This window comes from Herminiimonas glaciei (assembly GCF_042664955.1).
Taxonomy (GTDB): Bacteria; Pseudomonadota; Gammaproteobacteria; order Burkholderiales; family Burkholderiaceae_D; genus Oxalicibacterium; species Oxalicibacterium glaciei.
Genome location: NZ_JBHTBU010000003.1, coordinates 208,504 through 228,665, shown reverse-complemented (window position 1 = coordinate 228,665; position 20,162 = coordinate 208,504). Strand labels below are relative to the sequence as shown.

Here is a 20,162-nt window from a genome sequence, read left to right as displayed (position 1 = left end):
GTCAGGCCTTTTAAGTATCAGCTGTTATCAGGCAGCCTTGCCATTCGCAGCACGTGCGCTCGCATCGCGCAGATCCGCCATCACCGAGTCACGCTTGTCCAGCAAATGCTGGCGCAGGATACCCGCCAGGCGTTTGCCATCGCGCGCTTCCAGTGCCTGAATCATTTCGTCATGCTCATGGATTGCTCGATCCCACTTCTCTTCCTTGAAGTTCGACTTGAAGCGCAACGCCAGCAAGCGACGATTCACCGACAGATAAATTTGGCGCAGCATCGAATTGCGTGCTGCTTCATTGATCTTGTTATGGATAGTCTGGTTGCGGCTGTAATAACCGGGCAAATCATTTTGTGCGCGGCAGACCAGCATCGCCTGATGCAAGACCTTGATGTCGGCGATCTCGGCCGGCGAGATACGTTCGGCAGCCAACTCGCCTGACAAGGCTTCGAGGCCGCTCATCATTTCAAATGCTTCCCAGATCTCGGTGTCGTTCATCTTAGAGACGAAAGCACCGCGATTCGGCACGATATCGATCAAGCCTTCGGACGCGAGCACCTTCATCGCTTCGCGCAAAGGCGTACGCGAGATACCGAGGCGTTCACACACTTCGCGCTCATTCAGCTTCATGCCCGGCGTCAGCACACCTTCAATGATCAGGCGCTGCAAATGCTCTACCACCGCATCATGCAGGCGCTGACGTTCCATCCTTGGCAAGTCAGGACTAGTCATCGGGGTATCACTATCCATCAATGTATTTTGCATACGAAGTCCAAATTAATTTAACTCTATTTTAATCTAATTGTGTCTCTGGTGACGCAGTGCGCCATACAGCCAGGCAATAAAAGCAACATCTCTGCAAGCACAGCCCAAAGCCAATACCAGAAAAGGCTGGCACGCCATGGTGCGAGCGATTCCGCATAGCTATTCCGGCAACATAAATTTCATCTTCAGCAAATTCGTCACGTTTAACTGCAAAAGGCTTTACTAATCAAAAACCCTCTGCTAAAGTATTTTGTATGCAATATTCAATTAATGCGTAGTTTCCTTAGGAGAATGAAATGTTGAAGTTAGACTTCCACCCAGCAGGCCGCCATTTCTTGCAAATTCCAGGCCCTAGCCCGGTGCCAGACCGCATTCTGCGTGCGATGAGCCTCCCAACCATCGACCACCGCGGCCCTGAATTCGGCGCGCTGGGATTGCAAGTTCTGTCCGGCATTCAAAAGATTTTCAAAACCACCCAGCCTGTCGTGATTTACCCTGCATCCGGTACCGGTGCATGGGAAGCAGCGCTGACCAATACCCTCAGCCCTGGCGACACCGTTCTGATGTATGAAACCGGCCACTTCGCTACGCTGTGGAAAAAAATGGCCGAAGCACTCGGCCTCAAACCTGAATTCATCGGTTTGCCAGGCATCGAAGGCTGGCGTCGCGGCGTTCAGGCTGATGCCATCGAAGCACGCCTGCGTGCCGATACCGGCCATGTCATCAAAGCAGTTTGCGTCGTGCACAACGAAACCTCGACCGGCGTGACCTCGAACATCGCTGCGGTACGTAAAGCAATTGATGCAGCGGGCCACCCTGCACTGCTGCTGGTCGATACCATCTCCGGCCTCGCTGCGGCCGACTATCGTCACGATGAATGGGGCGTCGACGTCACCGTTTCCGGTTCGCAAAAAGGCTTGATGCTGCCACCAGGCATCAGCTTCAACGCAGTCTCCAAAAAAGCGATCGAAGCCAGCAAAACCGCCAAACTGCCGCGCGCATTCTGGGGCTGGACTGAAATCATCGAAATGAACAAGACCGGTTACTGGCCATACACACCAAACACCAACCTCTTGTACGGTTTGAATGAAGCGCTGGACATGATCCTGGAAGAAGGCCTGGACAATGTTTTCGCCCGTCACGACCGTCTTTCAGCCGCTTGCCGCCTGGCAGTCCAGGCCTGGGGCCTGGAAGTGCAATGTGCGGATCCGACTGTCTATTCGCCTATTCTGACCGGCGTCATGACACCGGAAGGTTTCGATGCGGATGCGATACGCAAGATTATTTACGAGCGATTCAATATGTCGCTGGGTACCGGACTGGGCAAAATGAAAGGCCGCATGTTCCGCATCGGCCACCTCGGTGAAGCAAATGACCTGAGCCTGATGGCGACCCTCGCCGGTTGTGAAATGGGCCTGAAAATCGCCGGCGTCAAACTGGCGGGCAGCGGTGTAGGCGCGGCTATGGATTTCCTGGCTGAACAAAAAATCCCGCCGCTGAAAATCGCAGCCTGATTCATTACTCGTCATTAATTACCGAGGTCAGCTCCATGCTTGCGCAACACAAGATCGTTAGCAGGCAGCATGACGGATACAGGTGTACCCGGGCGGGTATGCCTGTATCACCCCTTTCGCCATGGAATTCTCCGATGGCAGGCATCAAAGATATGACACAGCACCAACTGTGCAGCATCACCTGAATACTTATTTGTTCCAGAAAAGGACACCACGAACATGCTCGTCAAGCCTATCCACTTCGTTCCTGTAAGCGGCAGTAGTCCGAGTCCGCTGGCCAGCCGTTTGCGCAAGGAATTGCGAGGCGACGTATTGTTCAGCAAGGCAGATCGCGGCCGCTATGCCACCGATGCATCCATCTATCAAATCATGCCGATAGGCGTGGTGGTACCGCGCGACCAGGATGACCTCCTGCTGTGCCTCGACATCGCACGTTCGGAAAAAACCCCTATCCTCGCGCGTGGCGGCGGCACCAGCCAGTGCGGCCAGACGGTGGGTGAAGCACTGGTGATCGACAACAGTAAATGGCTTAATAATGTCATCGAATTCGATCCGATAGAGCGCACGATTACAGTTGAACCGGGCATCGTGCTCGACCATTTGAATGCATGGCTCAAGCCACATGGCTTGTGGTTCCCGGTCGATGTTTCTACCGCTGCTCAATGCACGATAGGCGGTATGGCAGGCAATAACTCATGCGGCTCGCGTTCGATTGAATACGGCAATATGGTGCACAACGTGCTGGCCATCGATGCGGTACTCGCCGATGGCACGCAAGCTCGTTTCGAAACACTGGAAAAGATGGCGGGCAATGCGCGCCTGCAGGAAATTACGCAAGGCTTGCGTCGCATCGCGACCCGGGAACAGGATGAGATCATCGAACGCGTACCGAAAGTATTGCGCCGCGTCGGTGGTTACAACATCGATCTGTTCGATTGCCAGAATCCGCGCGCCTACACTGATGACGGCAGTGCCAACCTGGCACATATCCTGGTCGGCTCGGAAGGCACACTGGCCTTCAGCCGCCAACTGAAACTCAAACTGTCGCCGCTGCCCAAACACAAGGTACTCGGCGTCATCAACTTCCCGACCTTTTACCAGGCGATGGATTCGGCGCAACATATCGTGAAGTTGCTGCCGACTGCAGTTGAGCTGGTCGACAGCACGATGATCAAGTTATCGCTGAACAATCCAGCCTTCCGCCCGGTGATAGAAAAAGCATTGGTCGGTACGCCGGAAGCCATCCTGTTGGTGGAATTTTCAGGTGATGACAAGGCAGCATTGGTGGAACGCCTGTCCGCCTTGTCCGACCTGATGAGTGATCTCAGCTTGCCGGGTTCGGTGGTCGATATGGTCGATGCAAACGAACAAAAATCCTTGTGGGATGTGCGCAAGGCCGGCTTGAATATCATGATGAGCATGAAAGGCGACGGCAAACCGGTTTCTTTCATCGAAGACTGCGCAGTGCCGCTGGTGCACCTGGCTGAATACACCAGCCGCCTGACTGAAGTGTTCCACAAATACCATACCGAAGGCACCTGGTACGCACACGCCAGCGTCGGCACCCTGCACGTACGCCCTATCCTCGACATGCGCCGCAACGGCGCGGCCGATATGCGCCAGATCGCCGAAGAGGCATCGGCACTGGTGCGCGAATACAAGGGCGCGTATTCAGGTGAACATGGCGATGGTTTGTGTCGTGGTGAATGGGTGTCATGGCAATACGGTCCGAAGATCAATCAGGCCTTCAGCGAAATCAAGGACTTGTTCGATCCCGACAATCGCTTCAATCCGGACAAGATCGTGCGCCCACCGAAAATGGATGAAAAAAGCAATTTCCGCTTTGCTCCCGGCTATCGCGAACTGCCACTTAAAACACAGATGGACTGGTCAGCCTGGGACGTCACACGCGATCCGGCCAGCGGTGTGGAAACTGCACCCGGCACCGGTGATGACCGCACCGGTGGTTTGGCCAAAGCGGTGGAGATGTGCAACAACAATGGTCACTGCCGCAAATTCGATGCAGACACCATGTGCCCCAGCTATCGCATTACCAAGGATGAGCGTCACGTCACGCGTGGTCGTGCCAACACCCTGCGCCTCGCAATTTCGGGCCAGCTCGGCGACGACGGCCTGGCCAGTGCCGAAGTGAAAGAAGTCCTCGACCTGTGCGTGTCTTGCAAAGGCTGCAAACGCGATTGCCCGACCGGTGTCGATATGGCCAAGGTCAAAATCGAGGCACGCGCCGCATGGGCCAATCGTCATGGCAGCACGCTACGTGAAAAAATGGTGGCCTTCATGCCGCGCTACGCACCTTATGCCAGCCGCATCGGTGGCTTGCTGGCGATCGGAGACAAACTGCCATTTGTCTCCGGCTGGCTGAAAAAGAGCCTGGGACTCGCACCGCAACGTGCTTTCCCGCGTTTCCGTACTTCCTTCCTGTCGCAACTTGGCACAGGCAGCAAGTCAACAAGCGGCAACAAGGAAGTGCTGTTGTTTGTCGATACCTTCAACAACTACATGGAACCGGAAAACGCGCGCGCGGCACAAGCAGTGCTGGAAGCGGCCGGCTACACCGTGCATTTCAATGTGAAGGAAGGCGAACGCCCGCTGTGCTGTGGTCGCACTTATCTGTCCGCCGGCCTGGTCGATGAAGCAAAGCAGGAAGCACGACGCACACTCGATGCCTTGATGCCCTACATCAATCGCGGCGTCGCCATCGTCGGCCTGGAACCATCCTGCCTGCTGTCATTGCGCGATGAATTCCTCAGCTATGGCTATGGTGAAGAAGCGAAGAAGCTCGCAAGCATGGCCTGGCTGTTTGAAGAATTCCTCGTCAATGAAAAAACGGCAGGACGCTTGCAACTGGACCTGAAGCCGCTGCCGGTCAACAAGGCCATGGTGCATGGTCACTGCCATCAAAAGGCTTTCAATGCAGTACGTCCGGTACAAACCGTGTTGCAATGGATACCGCAGCTGGATGTCGCGCTGATCGAATCATCCTGTTGCGGCATGGCCGGCAGCTTCGGCTACGAAGCGGAGCATTACGAGGCATCGCAAGCGATGGGTGAGCTGAAACTCTTCCCGGCGATACGCGCAGCGGAAGAAAACACATTGTTCGTCGCCGACGGCACCAGTTGCCGTCATCAAATTGCCGACGGGACACAGGAAAACGCCATGCACGTCGCCCGCGTGCTGGCAGACTCCTTGCGCATCCAGTAAGTCTCTACACAGCCGTCAACAAAAAGCCTGCCCGGCTTCCGGACAGGCTTTTTTCATGTCAGGCTGATAAGAAAACCGGATATATCCGGAACCAATCCTCCTCTTGCAACTCCGACAAATGTAAGCAAGCAAGATATTTCAGGGCTTTTGACATGGATCAAGCAAGCGCTTTACTGTCATCCTAGAATCAGAAAGAGCAGCGTCCCCTACCCAGCGAAGGAGTACATCATGTTCAAAAAAATCCTCATCCCTACTGACGGCTCACCACTTTCAGACAAGGCCGTCGATGCAGCCATCGAGTTTGCGCAAAAAATGGGCAGCGAACTGCTGGTACTGTCGGTCGCCGAACCTTATGTGTATATGGGCCTGATGGAGGGTGCCGGTGTATTCCCGACCGATCCGGTGATGTATGACGACAAGGTCAAGGAAATGGCGCAAAAGCACCTGGACAAGGTCGAAGCCGCTACGCGCAACAAGGGCGTCAGCTGCAAAACCGTGGTTTCCGTCGGCCTCAGCCCATATGAAGAAATCGTACGCGTTGCAGAAGAGCAAAAATGTGATGCCATCTTCATGGCCTCGCATGGCCGCAAAGGCCTGAACAAACTTTTTATCGGTAGTGAAACGCAAAAAGTGCTCGCCCACACCAGCCTGCCGGTACTGGTCCTGCGCTAAAGCACAGCTCGCACCACCCCTGCGGGGCGACACTCGTCGCCCCTGCTGTTTCCGGTCGCAACTGGCGACCCGGCTGATTTTGTCCCCGTGGTATCATTGCGCTTCGAAAAAATGCACAGGATACAGGCGTATCCACCTCTGCCAGCCAGATCGCATCTCACCTTTTTCACCCTGATCGTCGTCATCTAGCCCAGAACGGAATTAGCCATGCGGATACAAACTTTCCTGCTCAGCTGCGCCCTTGCTCTTGTGACATTAACGGCACAGGCATTCGACCGGCCCTTCCCGGACACGGTCAAACGCGGCGTGATGACACCTGCGAACTATCCGGCCATCATCATCGATGAAAAGACCCGCACCTTATCGGCCGGAGCGCGCATCTGGAACCAGGACAATATGATAGAGATGCCGTCGGCCTTGCGCGGCAGCGAATTCGCCGTGAATTACACAGAAAGTGATAGCGGTGATATTGACCGCGTCTGGATACTCACAGCAGATGAAGCGAAACGGACTTTGCCGCTGGTGCCGTTGAAGCCGCCTGTGACCAAGCCGGCGCCACTGCCGACACCTGTAACCGCAACTAAATAATTAAACCAGCAAATCAGCCACACCATGCAGAAGAAGATATACATCAAGACTTTCGGTTGCCAGATGAACGAGTATGACTCGGACAAGATGGTCGACGTCCTCAATGCCGCCGAAGGCTTGATTAAAACCGACACACCGGAAGATGCCGATGTGATCTTGCTGAACACTTGCTCGGTGCGCGAAAAAGCACAGGAAAAAGTATTCTCCGACCTCGGTCGCCTGCGTGAACTGAAATTCGCCAATCCCGATCTCGTGATCGGTGTCGGCGGTTGCGTGGCTTCACAGGAAGGCGATGCCATCGTCAAGCGTGCGCCATATGTCGACCTGGTCTTCGGCCCGCAAACCCTGCATCGATTGCCGGAAATGCTCAAGCAAAGACGTTCGACCGGCCGCTCGCAAGTCGATATCAGCTTCCCGGAAATCGAAAAATTCGACCACATGCCGCCGGCCAAGGTCGAAGGTGCAACGGCCTTCGTCTCCATCATGGAAGGTTGCAGCAAGTATTGCAGTTACTGCGTCGTGCCTTATACCCGTGGTGAAGAAGTCTCGCGCCGTTTCGAAGATGTACTGGCTGAAGTTGCCGGCCTCGAAGCGCAAGGCGTGAAGGAAATCACCCTGCTCGGCCAAAACGTGAATGCCTACCGCGGCGAAATGGCGGATGGCGAGATCGCCGACTTCGCATTGCTGATCGAATATATCGCGGAGCTGGAAGGCATAGAACGCATCCGCTTCGTCACCAGCCATCCGAAGGAATTCACGCAACGCCTGATCGATGCCTACGCCAAGGTGCCGAAGCTGGTGAATCATCTCTACCTGCCGGCGCAGCATGGCTCGGATCGCATCCTGGCAGCGATGAAGCGTGGCTACACTTCGCTGGAATACAAATCCATCCTGCGTCGCCTGCGTGAAGTGCGACCGAATATTTCGATTTCATCCGATTTCATCGTCGGCTTCCCGGGTGAAACCGATGCCGACTTCGAAGCAATGATGAAACTGATCAACGATATCGGTTACGACAATAGCTTCAGCTTTATCTTCAGTCCGCGTCCGGGCACACCTGCCGCCAACCTCGAAGACGACACCCCGCATGAAGTCAAACTGCAGCGCCTGCAACGCCTGCAGGCAGTGATTGACCAAAACACGCGTCGCTATAGCGATGAAATGGTCGGTACCGTGCAGCGCATCCTGGTGGAAGGTCCATCGAAAAAGGATCCGGATGAACTGCAAGGCCGTACCGAGAACAACCGCGTCGTCAACTTTGCCGCAGGTGCCAATGCGGCACGCCTGATCGGCCAGATGGTCGATGTCAATATCGTGCAATCCTTCGCCTATACCTTGCGCGGCGAAATCATCGTCAAGCAATAATCCAAACCCGACCTTATCGCGCCCTTACTTAACTTAACGCTTACTCAAACCACTCAGCCAATTGAAAACAAAAACTGCCGTCCAACCACTGTATTTCATCCCCGAACCGCTGGATAACAAGCGCCTCGCGCATCTGTGCGGCCCCATGGATGAAAACCTGCGGCAGATTTCCGCCGCACTCGACGTCACCATCTTCCGGCGCGGTGAAAAATTCATCGTGGGCGGCGGCAATGGTGCGCGGGCGCTGGAAATCCTGGAACAGTTTTACCAGCAGGCCGACAAGATCGTGTCGCTGGAAGAAGTACAGCTGGCACTGGTAGAGCAGCGCGCCGCACTGGCCGAACCGGAACTGGTGTTGCCGGCTGCCGCCAAACCATCGAAGAAAAAAGCGGTGGAGTCGGTGACGGATGCACCGGTTTTGAAAACCCGCCGCCATGATTTGCGCGGACGCACGCCGCATCAGATCCAGTACATCAAGGCCATCATGGAGCACGACATCACCTTCGGTGTCGGTCCGGCCGGTACCGGCAAAACCTATCTGGCCGTCGCTTGCGCGGTCGATGCACTGGAACGCGATGCAGTCAAACGTATCGTGCTGACCCGCCCTGCAGTGGAAGCCGGCGAACGCCTGGGCTTCCTGCCCGGCGACCTGTCACAAAAAATCGATCCCTATCTGCGCCCGCTATACGACGCCTTATATGATTTGCTGGGCTTCGATCGCACGCAAAAAATGTTCGAAAAGCAGGCGATTGAAATTGCGCCGCTGGCCTATATGCGCGGCCGCACGCTGAACCACGCGTTTGTGATCCTGGATGAAGCGCAAAACACCACGCCGGAGCAAATGAAAATGTTCCTGACGCGCATAGGTTTCGGCAGCAAGGCCGTGATCACCGGCGACATCACGCAAATCGATTTGCAACACAATCAAAAGAGTGGACTGGTGGAAGCCATAGACGTACTGAAAGATGTGCGCGGCCTGGCCTTTACCCGTTTCTCCAGTGCCGACGTGGTGCGTCATCCGCTGGTGGCACGCATCGTCGATGCCTATGACGGCGCCAGTCAACTTGCCAAACCCGCTGCAAAGAAAACTGTAGCCACTAAAACCACAACCAAACATGCTGCAAAAAAATAAGCTTTCCCTGTCCGTCCAATATCCGGATAAACGCCTGCAAGACATCATCACCCGCCCCAAATTGCGTAGCTGGGTGAAAGCGGCTTTGCTGGCACCGGCACAAATCACGCTGCGCTTCGTCGATGCGGCGGAAGGCAAGGACCTGAACCGCAATTATCGCGGCAAGGATTACGCCACCAATGTCCTGACCTTTGCTTATACCGAGGACGAAGACAGCGAAACCACGCAAGCCGATATCATCCTGTGCACCGATGTCCTGCAACTGGAAGCGGCCGAGCAGGAAAAGAGCGTGGAAGAGCATGCCGCCCATCTGGTGGTGCACGGCGTCCTGCATGCGCAGGGCTACGACCACGAATCGGATGAAGAAGCGGAAGAAATGGAAGCGCTGGAAATTGAAATCCTGGCCGAGCTGGGTTTCCGCAATCCTTACATCAACCTTTGATTTTATTGGCCTTGCGCGTAGGCAAGCACTCGCTTCCACGCGCCTTCCGGCGCATTTTTGGCGGTGCGCGGCATTTGTTGTATCCTAATATCCATCGCAACTACCCCCGCAACGGCTTTTCGCCATATGCAAGACATTCCCACTAGCGGCAAATCCGGCGATGCCAAACCGCATCGCTCCATATTTGAACGCCTGACCGCACTGATCGCCCCCGAACCCGAAAGTCGCTCCGAGTTACTGACCATATTGCACGATGCGCATGAGCGCAACCTGATCGATGCAGACGCGCTGGCGATGATAGAAGGCGTATTCCAGGTGTCGGAATTGTCGGCACGCGACATCATGGTGCCGCGCGCCCAGATGGATGTAGTTGATATCACCAAACCAATAGAAGAATGGCTGCCTATGGTTTTGAGCACCGCCCACTCGCGCTTCCCGGCAGTGGATGGTGAACGTGACAAGGTGGTCGGCATCCTGATGGCCAAGGATTTGCTGCGTTATTACGCGGAAGAATCCTTCGACATCCGCCGCATGCTGCGCACAGCAGTCTTTATTCCCGAATCAAAACGCCTGAATGTCCTGCTCGGCGATTTCCGCGCCAAACACAACCATATGGCGATCGTAGTCGATGAATATGGCGGCGTCGCCGGCCTGATCACGATTGAAGATGTACTCGAACAAATCGTCGGCGATATCGAAGATGAATATGACTTCGACGATGACGAAGACAATATATTGTCGATCAAGGCGGGTGAACACGGCCCGCGCTGGCGCGTCAAGGCGCTGACCGAGATCGCGCAATTCAATGAAGAAATCGGTGCTTCGTTGTTTAATCCGGATGTCGATACCATAGGCGGCTACATCGCCGATCATCTGGGACGCATGCCGCATAAGGGTGAAGTCCTGGACATAGACGATCTGCGTTTCGAAATCCTGCGCGCCGATGCGCGTCATATCCATGTCGTGCTGGTGGAAAAACTGCCGCCTGCCGTGAGTGAGGATGAGCTTGCTAGCTGATTTCGCTCCGTATCACGCCCATCCAATGCAGCACCGCCCCTCCGTGTGCCGCAATTGACTTCCTTCCGCCTGAAACCCACCCAAGCTGCCATCGCTGCCCTGCTCGCAGGGGCCTGCAATGTATTTGCCTTTGCACCCTTCGGGTTCTGGCCATTGCAAATCCTCGCGCTGGCGCTCTTGTTCCACCTGCTATTGCAGGCACAGTCGGTCAAAGCCGGCGTGCTCTTGGGTTGGCTGTATGGCTTCGGTTGGTCGGCCGTGTGCGTCTACTGGCTGTACATCAGCATGCATCAATATGGCGGCATGCCGGCACCGCTTGCCGCACTGGCAGTAGCCTTGCTGGCGCTGCTGCTGGGCGCCTTCCCGGCATTGGCGACCGGCCTCGCGACACGCTTCCGACTGGGCCACACGGTCCCCGCATGGATCATGCTCTTGCTGGTATTGCCGGCCCTGTGGATGTTTTCCGAATGGTTGCGCGGCTGGGTGCTGACCGGTTTCCCGTGGGCGATTTCCGGCTATGCGCACACCGATAGCCCGCTGACCGGTTATGCGCCGCTGATCGGTGTGTATGGACTGGGCTGGCTGGCGGCGGTGCTGGCGGCTTGCCTGGCGCTGCTGCCGGGCAAAAAAGCCGCTGCCGCCCTGTTCCTCGCCATCCTGCTGCTCGGCCTGGGCTTGAAATCCGTCAGCTGGACCACGCCGAACGGCCAGGCCATTTCAGTGCGCCTGCTGCAAGGCAATGTCCCGCAGGAAATCAAATTCGATGCTGAACAAACCAATTTAACACTGACGCTGTACGAAGACTTGATCCGCGCCGCGCCGGCCGACCTGATCGCAACCCCGGAAACCGCGCTGCCGCTGCTGGCGCATCAATTGCCGGTGGATTACCTGCCGCGCCTGGCCGAATTCGCCACCGCTTCGAATAGCCATCTCGCCATCGGCATCCCGATCAGCGATGGCCCGCAACAATATGCCAACAGCGTGATCGGGATCTCGCCGACGCCGGCCAATCGTGCCACGCCCAAGCTATATCGCTACGACAAGCACCATCTGGTGCCCTTTGGCGAATTCGTGCCTTTCGGCTTTCGCTGGTTCGTCGACATGATGCATATCCCGCTTGGCGATTTCAGCCGTGGCGATGCCTTGCAGGCCCCGTTTTCGGTCAAGGATCAATGGGTATTGCCGAATATTTGCTATGAAGATTTGTTTGGTGAAGAAATTGCCGGCCAGTTACGCGCCAGCGACGCGGCAGGTAGCCCGGTCGCATCGCTGTTGCTGAATGTTTCGAATATCGCCTGGTTCGGCGATTCGATCGCCTTGCCGCAACACTTGCAAATTTCGCAAATGCGCGCGCTGGAGACCGGTCGCCCGATGCTGCGCTCCACCAATACCGGTGCCACCGCCATCATCGGCCCGGACGGCAAGGTGCAGGCACAGCTCAAACCCTTCGAGCGCAATGTGCTGACGGCCTCGGTGCAAGGCTATCGTGGCATTACCCCGTATGTCGCCGTGGGCAATGCTTTCATCGTCTTGCTCGCGCTGGCCCTGCTGCTGGCCGCCTGGTATCTTGCGCGCAGAACCCCTAGTAGCCGCTAAAACCCGGTAAAATCTAGGGTTTTGGCAACGCTGCCCTCGCCCGCCCCGGGTGATGCAAAAATTCAAACAAGATGCTCACATTTCAACAAATCATTCTGACGCTCCAGAAGTACTGGGATGCGCAAGGCTGCGCACTGTTACAACCATACGATATGGAAGTCGGTGCCGGCACCTCCCACACCGCCACTTTCCTGCGCGCTATCGGACCTGAGCCCTGGCGTGCCGCCTATGTGCAACCGTCACGTCGCCCGAAAGACGGCCGTTACGGCGAAAACCCGAACCGCCTGCAACACTACTATCAATATCAGGTGGTATTGAAACCGGCACCGGCCAATATCCTTGAGCTCTACCTCGGTTCGCTCGAAGCACTCGGCTTTGACCTCAAGGCCAACGATATCCGCTTTGTCGAAGACGACTGGGAAAACCCGACGCTGGGCGCCTGGGGCCTGGGCTGGGAAGTCTGGCTCAACGGTATGGAAGTCACGCAATTCACTTACTTCCAGCAAGTCGGCGGCATCAACTGCAAACCGATTACAGGTGAAATCACTTACGGCCTGGAACGTCTCGCGATGTATTTGCAAGGCGTCGATAATGTGTACGACTTGCGCTGGACCGACAAGCTGTCCTATGGCGATGTCTACAAGCAAAATGAAATCGAGCAATCGACATACAACTTCGAACACAGCGATGCCGACTTCCTGTTCACCGCTTTCGGTGCGCACGAAAAGCAGGCACTGAACCTGATCGACAACAAACTGGCCTTGCCTGCTTACGAACAAGTATTGAAGGCGGCACATACCTTCAACTTGCTGGATGCACGCGGTGCCATTTCCGTCACGGAACGTGCCGCCTATATCGGTCGCATCCGTAACCTGGCGCGCAGTGTCGCGCGCAGCTACCTGGACAGCCGCGCACGTCTCGGCTTCCCGATGGCAAAACCGGAACATGCCGCCGAAGTGCTGGCCCAGATTGAGAAGGAAGCGGCATAAGTATGAGCACCAAAAATTTATTACTCGAACTCTTCGTCGAAGAACTGCCGCCAAAAGCATTGAAGAAAATCGGCGAGGCATTTGCGCAAACGCTGCAGGCATCATTGCAGGCACAAGGCTTGTTATCCGCTGACAGCGTACTGACCGCCTTCGCTTCGCCACGTCGCTTGGGTGTGCACCTGAGCAAGGTACTGGAACAAGCCGACGACAAAACCGTCATGCAAAAACTGATGCCGGCTGCAGTCGGCATCGGCGCAGATGGCAAGGCCACCCCGGCACTGCTGAAAAAATTAGCGGCATTGGGCGCGGATGAATCCGCAGTTGCAGGCCTCAAACGCGAATCCGATGGCAAGGCTGAAGTCCTGTTCTTCAACAGCGTCGTGACCGGTGTCATGTTGTCGGATGGTTTGCAAAAAGCACTGGAAGAAACCCTGGGCAAGCTGCCTATCCCCAAAGTCATGGCTTATCAATTGGCCGATGGCTGGGAAACCGTCAACTTCGTTCGCCCGGCGCATGGCCTGGTTGCACTGTATGGCGCCGATGTCCTGAATATCTCCGTACTCGGCCTGCGCGCCGGCAACACGACCCACGGCCATCGTTTTGAAGCAGGTATCGATCCGGTCTACATCCGTGATGCAGATAGCTATGCAACGCAAATCGCCGCCGAAGGTGCGGTCATTGCCAGCTTTGCCGAACGGCGCGCAGAAATCGTACGCCAGCTCGCCACTGCGGCAGCCGAAGCCGGCAGTAATCTGACCCCGATTGAAGATGAAGCATTGCTGGATGAAGTGACCGGTTTGGTCGAACGTCCGAATGTATTAATAGGCCAGTTTGAAGAAGCCTTCCTCGAAGTACCGCAGGAATGCCTGATCCTGACCATGAAGGCAAACCAGAAATACTTCCCGCTGCTCGACAGCACAGGCGGCCTCAGCAATAAATTCCTGATCGTCTCCAACATCCGTCCGGCCGATGCCAGCACCGTGATCGGCGGTAATGAACGCGTCGTGCGTCCACGCCTGGCCGATGCAAAATTCTTCTTCGACCAGGATCGTAAGAAGACCCTGACCTCACGCGTTGCCGGCCTGGATAAAGTCGTTTATCACAACAAGCTGGGTACACAGGGCGAACGCATTGCCCGCGTACGCGCCATTGCACAGGCAATCGCCGGCAAGTTGGGCGTTGATGCGCAACAGGCGGATACCGCTGCACAATTGGCCAAGGCTGATTTGCTGACCGATATGGTCGGTGAATTCCCGGAACTGCAAGGCATCATGGGCCGCTACTATGCATTGCATGACGGCTTGCCTACAGCAGTCGCAGACGCCATTGAAGACCACTACAAGCCACGCTTTGCCGGTGATGAATTGCCGCGCAATCCGGTCGGTATGGTGGTCGCACTGGCGGACAAGCTCGAAACCCTGGTCGGCCTGTTCAGCATCGGACAAGTCCCGACCGGCGACAAGGATCCGTTTGCCTTGCGTCGCCATGCGCTCGGTATCATCCGCATGCTGATCGAAGGCAAGCTGGATATCGGCATCAATGATTTGATCGCTGCTGCCGAAAAGCCATTCAATGGTTTGAGCGCAGAACATCGCAGCGCGCTGCTGAACTTTATTTTCGATCGCCTTGCCAACGCCTTGCGTGAACAGGGTTACAGCGCGCAGGAAATCGATGCCGTGCTCGCCTTGCAACCGCAGCGCCTGGCCGATGTGGCCGAGCGCCTGGCCGCAGTACGCGCGTTTGCCGCATTGCCGGAAGCGGCCAGCCTGGCCGCAGCCAACAAGCGCGTCGGCAATATCCTGAAAAAAGTGGAAGGCACGGTAGCCGCACAAGTCGATACCGCCTTGCTGAAAGAGCCTGCTGAAATCGCCTTGAACCAAACTTTGACTACGGTCAAACCGCAAGCGGAAGCAGCGTTTGCGCGCGGCGACTATACCGCTTCATTGCAGGCACTGGCCGCCTTGAGAAATCCGGTCGACGCCTTCTTTGACGGCGTCATGGTGAATGCGGAAGATGTCGCACTGCGGAATAATCGCCAGGGCTTGCTCGCTACGCTGCATCAGGCGATGAACCAGGTTGCCGATATTTCCAAACTGGCGTCCTGATTGAAACCACTTGCCTGCTTCGCCAAATTGCAGCATCGTATCGGAGATGCTGTATGCCAGCCACTCTGAAAGGTGATCCGATGAAACTGGTTATCCTCGATCGTGACGGTGTCATTAACCAGGACTCGGACACCTTTATCAAAACACCGGATGAATGGATACCCATTCCCGGTTCGCTGGAAGCGATTGCACGCCTGAACCAAGCCGATTATCGCGTGGTGGTGGCAACCAATCAGTCTGGCATTGCGCGCGGCGTCTTCAACATCATGGCGCTGAATGCGATCCATCAAAAGATGCATTCCGCCGCACAGTCGGTCGGCGCTGAAATCGATGCAGTGTTCTTTTGCCCGCATGCACAAGACGATCACTGCGATTGCCGCAAACCCAAACCCGGCATGCTGCACACCATTGCCAAACGTTACGATGTCAGCCTCAAGGGCTTACCACTCATAGGTGACTCATTACGCGACCTGCAAGCAGGCTTTGTCGTTGGCTGTGCGCCTTACCTGGTGCTCACCGGCAAAGGTGAAAAGACTCGCGAAAAAGGTGGCCTGCCACCCGGCACCACGAGTTATCCCAGCCTTGCCGCTGTGGTCGATCATTTACTGAAAGCGCCTGCGCTCAGTTACGCCGTTTAAACTATTGCTGTTATAAAAATCTGGAGACTTGATGTCACGCGCCATTTTGTTTTTGCGTTCCCTGTTGTTTGCACTGATTATGTTGGTCGCTACGCTGATCTGGGCGCCCATCTGCTTCCTGGCTGCACCGCTATCGTATAACCGACGTTACTACATCACGTCACGCTGGAATGTCTTCATCATCTGGCTGGCTAAAGTCCTGTGCGGTATCCGCTATGAAATCAAGGGCTTCGAAAACCTGCCGGACCAGCCTGTGATCCTGCTGTCCAAACATCAATCGGCATGGGAAACGATTTTCCTGTTGTGCAATATGTCGCGCCCGCTGGTATTCGTTTTCAAGAAAGAATTGCTTTACGTCCCCTTCTTTGGCTGGGCACTGGGCTTGCTGCGCATGATCCCCATCGACCGCAACAACGGCAAGGATGCCTTTGCGCAAGTCGTGGTGCAGGGCCGCAAACGCCTGGCTGATGGTCAATGGATCATCATGTTCCCGGAAGGCACACGCATCCCGGTCGGCGAACGCGGCCGCTACAAAGGCGGCGGCGCGCGCCTGGCGGTGGAAACCAATACGGTGGTCGTGCCTATTGCACTCAATCCCGGTCATTGCTGGCCGAAGAATTCCTTCATCAAAAAACCGGGCCTGGTCACGGTTTCCATCGGCAAGCCCATGTCGCCGGAAGGATTAACTGCAGTCGATTTGATGCAGCAAGTCGAAAATTGGATAGAATCTGAAATGCGGGTGATTTCGCCAGCCGACTATCCTGCTACCAGCACGCAAAAAACCGAATCCATACAATAACGGCCGACTATCCTTGAAGCTGCTACGTCAATCATCGCCGGATCCACAACAGCTCGCGCTGCAACTTGATTTCTTTTCGTCCGATTTTTCATCGCAACCGAAAGTAGATCATCCTGCACCCGAGCGTACCCCTGGCTCGCTGCTACCGAGCCTGCCGCTGTCGAATGGTGACGCGAACGCACCGATACCGCATGGCAAGCGCCGCGTGCATGTCGGCGAGCACATCCTGGATTACACACTGGTTCGCTCCAAGCGCCGCTCGATCGGCTTCATGATCGATGACGATGGTTTGCGTATCACCGCACCTAAATGGGTGACGCTGACCGAAATTGAAAATGCGATTTGCGAAAAGCAGCGCTGGATTTTTACCAAACTCAACGAGCGGCGCGAACATTCCGCACGTCGTTTGCAACCGCAAATGGAATGGCGCGATGGCGCCACCCTGCCGTACCTGGGACATGACATTACCTTGCGCATCCTCGGCACGCAGGCGGCCGGGATTGCCTACAATGCCGACACCAAAGAGCTGACGGTCTGCCTGCCCGGTGCGGCCGCCGAACGACAATTGAAAGACCGGGTACAAGGTTGGCTGCAACTGGAAGCCAAGCGGATTTTTGCCGAGCGCCTGCCAGTCTATGCAGAAAAGCTGAACGTCAGTTATCAATCCTTTGCGCTGTCATCAGCGATGACGCAATGGGGTTCTTGTACTGCGGATGGCAAGATACGCCTGAACTGGCGCCTGATCCACTTCGCGCTGCCACTGATCGATTATGTGATCGCGCATGAACTGTCGCACTTGCGCGAGATGAACCATAGCCCGCGCTTCTGGGCCACGGTGCAATCGGTCTTCCCCGAATTTGTCGCGGCGAAGAAAGCCTTGCGCGACCACGCCCCCGAGACCCTGCCGATTTTCTGATAGGTTTTGACTCATGCATGCAGGCGCATGCATGCGCTGTCACTGCCTTAAAACTTGTCGGTGCTTGCCCATTCCTTGCGTTCGATCAGTTCGACCTTATAGCCGTCCGGATCGGTCACAAAAGCAATCACGGTACTACCGCCCTTCACCGGACCTGCTTCGCGCGTCACATTCCCGCCACCGGCTTTGACTTCGGCGCAAGCCTGGTAGGCATCCGCCACACCTATCGCGATATGACCGTAAGCGGTGCCCATTTCATATTCATGCTGGCCGTGGTTATAGGTCAACTCCAGCTCCGCATGTTCCGGATTGCTGCCGTAACCGAGGTAGGCCAACGTGTATTTGTATTCGGTGTTTTCCACCTGGCGCAGCAATTTCATGCCCAGCAGCTTGGTATAAAAATCGATCGAACGTTGCAGATCGCCGACGCGCAACATGGTATGAAGAAGGCGCATGTAGTTCCTCGTGGATGAATAAAGTAAAGTAGCAATTTTATGCCTATCAGGCATAGTTTGCCCGCGGCAGCAAAGACCCGATTTTGTTTACAGGCGATTGGCCAGTGCGACGTATTGCGCCAGTGGAATTGTTTCCGGGCGCAATTGCGGATCGATGCCCACTTCCAGCAAATCGCTTTCGGTAAACATTCCCGCCAGGCAGTTGCGTATGACTTTGCGGCGTTGGGAAAAAGCTTTCAATACCACCTGTTCCAGCTTGGCCTGGTCGCAAGGCAATGGTTGCGCCAATGGAATCATGCGCACGATGGCGGACTCCACGCGTGGCGGCGGATCGAATGCGGTCGGCGGTACCACGAACATTAACTCCATGTGATAACGCCATTGCAGCATGACCGACAGGCGGCCATAGACCTTGCTGCCAGGCTCCGCCACCATGCGCTCCACCACTTCCTTTTGCAGCATGAAATGCTGGTCCTGCACATGCGGCGCCATCTCGGCGAGATAGAATAACAAAGGACTCGAAATGTTGTAGGGCAGATTACCGACTACGCGCAACTTGCTGCCGGCCGGTACCGGGATCGTCGAAAAATCGAATTGCAGGGCATCAGCCGAATGGATGATCAGGCGTTTCGGATCGAAGCTTTTCTTCAGCCGTTCCACCAGGTCGCGATCCAGTTCCACCACATGCATTTGCTGCACACCTTCCAGCAACAAGCGCGTCATCGCTGCCAGGCCCGGGCCGATTTCAACCATGGTGTCCTGCGGCTGCGGATCTATCGCGCGAATGATGTTGTAGAGGACGGTGTCGTCGGTCAGGAAGTTCTGGCCAAAGCGCTTGCGCGGAATATGTTTCATGAATTAAACGCTTCTGGCCGTATCGGGACGGCCGGTTATTTCTATCAGGAGGACGAACGCAGGTTCGAATGTGACGCTGCCGCCATCTGGGCGGCAATCCGCATCGCTTCCAGCATGCTGCCGTGGTCGGCCTGTCCCAAGCCGGCAGCTGCCAGGTCAAGTGCAGTGCCGTGATCCACGGAAGTGCGTATCAGTGGCAAGCCCAAAGTAATATTCACGCCGAGGCCGAAGCTCGCGTATTTCAGTACCGGCAAACCCTGGTCGTGGTACATCGCCAGCACGCAATCCGCATCTTCCAGATATTTTTGCTGGAACAGCGTATCCGCCGGATACGGACCGCGCACATCAAAACCTTTGGCTTGTGCAGCTTGCAGTACCGGTGTGATAACTTCGATTTCTTCGCGTCCCAGATAACCGCCTTCGCCCGCATGCGGATTGAGGCCGGCAACTAGGATGCGCGGTTGAGCGATACCAAACTTATTTTGCAAATCTGCGTGCAGGATATCGAGGATGCCGGCCAGGCTATCGATGGTGATGGCCGCAGCAACATCCTTCAAAGCCAGATGCGTCGTTGCCAGCGCGACACGCAAAGGCTGCGGCGTCGCATTCGTAGCAAGCATCATCACCACTTGCGCGGTATTGGTTTTATCGGCCAGGTATTCGGTATGGCCGGTAAATGGCACACCGGCGTCGTTGATCGTACTTTTTTGCAATGGAGCGGTAACGATTGCATCAAACCAGCGCTGCTGTGCACCTTCAATGCCGATATCCAGTGTCTGCAATACATAGCGGCCGTTTTGCGCATCCAGCTTGCCGGGCACCACATGTGCCGCGAGCGGACAATCGATGACGGCGATCTGGTCGCGGGAAAAATCCGGCACACCGCTATTGCGTACAGCCTGCAGCGACAGCGCAGACAAACGTATCGCAGGATTGATAGCGGCCGCTGTCATCGCCAGAAATGCGGCATCACCTATTAGGATGCTTTTTACATCGGCACGCAATTCCCATGCAGCCCTGATTGAAATTTCAGGGCCTATACCGGCAGGCTCGCCACTTGTGATGGCGATGGTCGGTCGCTTACTCACGGCATGGGAA

Annotated in this window: 18 protein-coding genes; 14 read left to right on the top strand and 4 right to left on the bottom strand. The window is 55.8% G+C overall.

Annotated features, from left to right (window positions below):
* Positions 1–27: 27 nt before the first annotated feature.
* On the bottom strand, positions 28–759 hold the full coding sequence (locus ACFQPC_RS17615) for a GntR family transcriptional regulator (RefSeq protein ID WP_382273132.1): 732 nt from the start codon (positions 757–759) through the stop codon (positions 28–30).
* A 296-nt stretch (positions 760–1,055) separates the two neighbouring features.
* Between ACFQPC_RS17615 and ACFQPC_RS17610 the strand changes: the two genes are divergently transcribed.
* The 14 genes from ACFQPC_RS17610 (at position 1,056) to ACFQPC_RS17545 (ending at position 17,754) form a co-directional block, all read left to right on the top strand.
* The gene (locus ACFQPC_RS17610; protein WP_382273131.1) at positions 1,056–2,273 is read left to right on the top strand and encodes a pyridoxal-phosphate-dependent aminotransferase family protein; all 1,218 of its coding nucleotides are present in this window, start codon (positions 1,056–1,058) and stop codon (positions 2,271–2,273) included.
* Positions 2,274–2,492: 219 nt separating this feature from the next.
* Entirely contained in the window at positions 2,493–5,495 is a 3,003-nt protein-coding gene (locus tag ACFQPC_RS17605) for an FAD-binding and (Fe-S)-binding domain-containing protein (RefSeq protein WP_382273130.1), read from the top strand.
* A gap of 228 nt (positions 5,496–5,723) precedes the next feature.
* Positions 5,724–6,167, top strand: coding sequence for a universal stress protein (locus ACFQPC_RS17600; RefSeq protein ID WP_382273129.1), 444 nt, complete (start codon positions 5,724–5,726; stop codon positions 6,165–6,167).
* 207 nt (positions 6,168–6,374) lie between these two features.
* On the top strand, positions 6,375–6,755 hold the full coding sequence (locus ACFQPC_RS17595; RefSeq protein WP_382273128.1) for a hypothetical protein: 381 nt from the start codon (positions 6,375–6,377) through the stop codon (positions 6,753–6,755).
* Between the two features lie 24 nt (positions 6,756–6,779).
* Positions 6,780–8,120 carry a tRNA (N6-isopentenyl adenosine(37)-C2)-methylthiotransferase MiaB gene (gene miaB, locus ACFQPC_RS17590; protein WP_382273127.1) on the top strand — a complete coding sequence of 447 codons (1,341 nt, stop codon included), beginning with the start codon at positions 6,780–6,782 and terminating at the stop codon, positions 8,118–8,120.
* Between the two features lie 61 nt (positions 8,121–8,181).
* The gene (locus ACFQPC_RS17585) at positions 8,182–9,252 is read left to right on the top strand and encodes a PhoH family protein (protein WP_382273126.1); all 1,071 of its coding nucleotides are present in this window, start codon (positions 8,182–8,184) and stop codon (positions 9,250–9,252) included.
* The gene (gene ybeY, locus ACFQPC_RS17580; protein ID WP_382273125.1) at positions 9,236–9,694 is read left to right on the top strand and encodes an rRNA maturation RNase YbeY; all 459 of its coding nucleotides are present in this window, start codon (positions 9,236–9,238) and stop codon (positions 9,692–9,694) included. The genes ACFQPC_RS17585 and ybeY overlap by 17 nt, the downstream gene beginning before the upstream one ends.
* A 126-nt stretch (positions 9,695–9,820) precedes the next feature.
* Positions 9,821–10,711: an HlyC/CorC family transporter gene (locus ACFQPC_RS17575; RefSeq protein ID WP_382273124.1), complete on the top strand. Its 891-nt coding sequence runs from the start codon at positions 9,821–9,823 to the stop codon at positions 10,709–10,711.
* A gap of 45 nt (positions 10,712–10,756) precedes the next feature.
* Complete coding sequence (lnt, locus tag ACFQPC_RS17570; RefSeq protein ID WP_382273123.1) at positions 10,757–12,307, top strand: apolipoprotein N-acyltransferase; 1,551 nt, start codon at positions 10,757–10,759, stop codon at positions 12,305–12,307.
* Positions 12,308–12,378: 71 nt separating this feature from the next.
* Positions 12,379–13,296: a glycine--tRNA ligase subunit alpha gene (gene glyQ, locus ACFQPC_RS17565; protein WP_012078291.1), complete on the top strand. Its 918-nt coding sequence runs from the start codon at positions 12,379–12,381 to the stop codon at positions 13,294–13,296.
* Positions 13,297–13,298: 2 nt separating this feature from the next.
* Positions 13,299–15,401, top strand: a complete 2,103-nt coding sequence (gene glyS, locus ACFQPC_RS17560) for a glycine--tRNA ligase subunit beta (protein ID WP_382273122.1) — start codon at positions 13,299–13,301, stop codon at positions 15,399–15,401.
* An 80-nt stretch (positions 15,402–15,481) separates the two neighbouring features.
* Positions 15,482–16,039 (top strand): D-glycero-beta-D-manno-heptose 1,7-bisphosphate 7-phosphatase, encoded by a 558-nt coding sequence (gene gmhB / locus ACFQPC_RS17555; RefSeq protein ID WP_382273306.1) that lies wholly within the window; start codon positions 15,482–15,484, stop codon positions 16,037–16,039.
* 31 nt (positions 16,040–16,070) lie between these two features.
* On the top strand, positions 16,071–16,838 hold the full coding sequence (locus ACFQPC_RS17550; RefSeq protein ID WP_382273121.1) for a lysophospholipid acyltransferase family protein: 768 nt from the start codon (positions 16,071–16,073) through the stop codon (positions 16,836–16,838).
* A gap of 13 nt (positions 16,839–16,851) precedes the next feature.
* Positions 16,852–17,754, top strand: coding sequence for a M48 family metallopeptidase (locus ACFQPC_RS17545; protein ID WP_382273120.1), 903 nt, complete (start codon positions 16,852–16,854; stop codon positions 17,752–17,754).
* A 47-nt stretch (positions 17,755–17,801) separates the two neighbouring features.
* Here ACFQPC_RS17545 and gloA read toward each other — a convergent pair whose 3' ends face one another.
* The 3 genes from gloA to pdxA all read right to left on the bottom strand — a co-directional run bounded on the left by gloA (position 17,802) and on the right by pdxA (position 20,152).
* Complete coding sequence (gene gloA, locus ACFQPC_RS17540; RefSeq protein ID WP_382273119.1) at positions 17,802–18,209, bottom strand: lactoylglutathione lyase; 408 nt, start codon at positions 18,207–18,209, stop codon at positions 17,802–17,804.
* 87 nt (positions 18,210–18,296) lie between these two features.
* A complete protein-coding gene (rsmA, locus tag ACFQPC_RS17535) occupies positions 18,297–19,064 on the bottom strand; it encodes a 16S rRNA (adenine(1518)-N(6)/adenine(1519)-N(6))-dimethyltransferase RsmA (protein WP_382273118.1) in 768 nt (255 codons plus the stop codon).
* Positions 19,065–19,108: 44 nt separating this feature from the next.
* A complete protein-coding gene (gene pdxA, locus ACFQPC_RS17530) occupies positions 19,109–20,152 on the bottom strand; it encodes a 4-hydroxythreonine-4-phosphate dehydrogenase PdxA (RefSeq protein ID WP_382273117.1) in 1,044 nt (347 codons plus the stop codon).
* Positions 20,153–20,162: the final 10 nt, after the last annotated feature.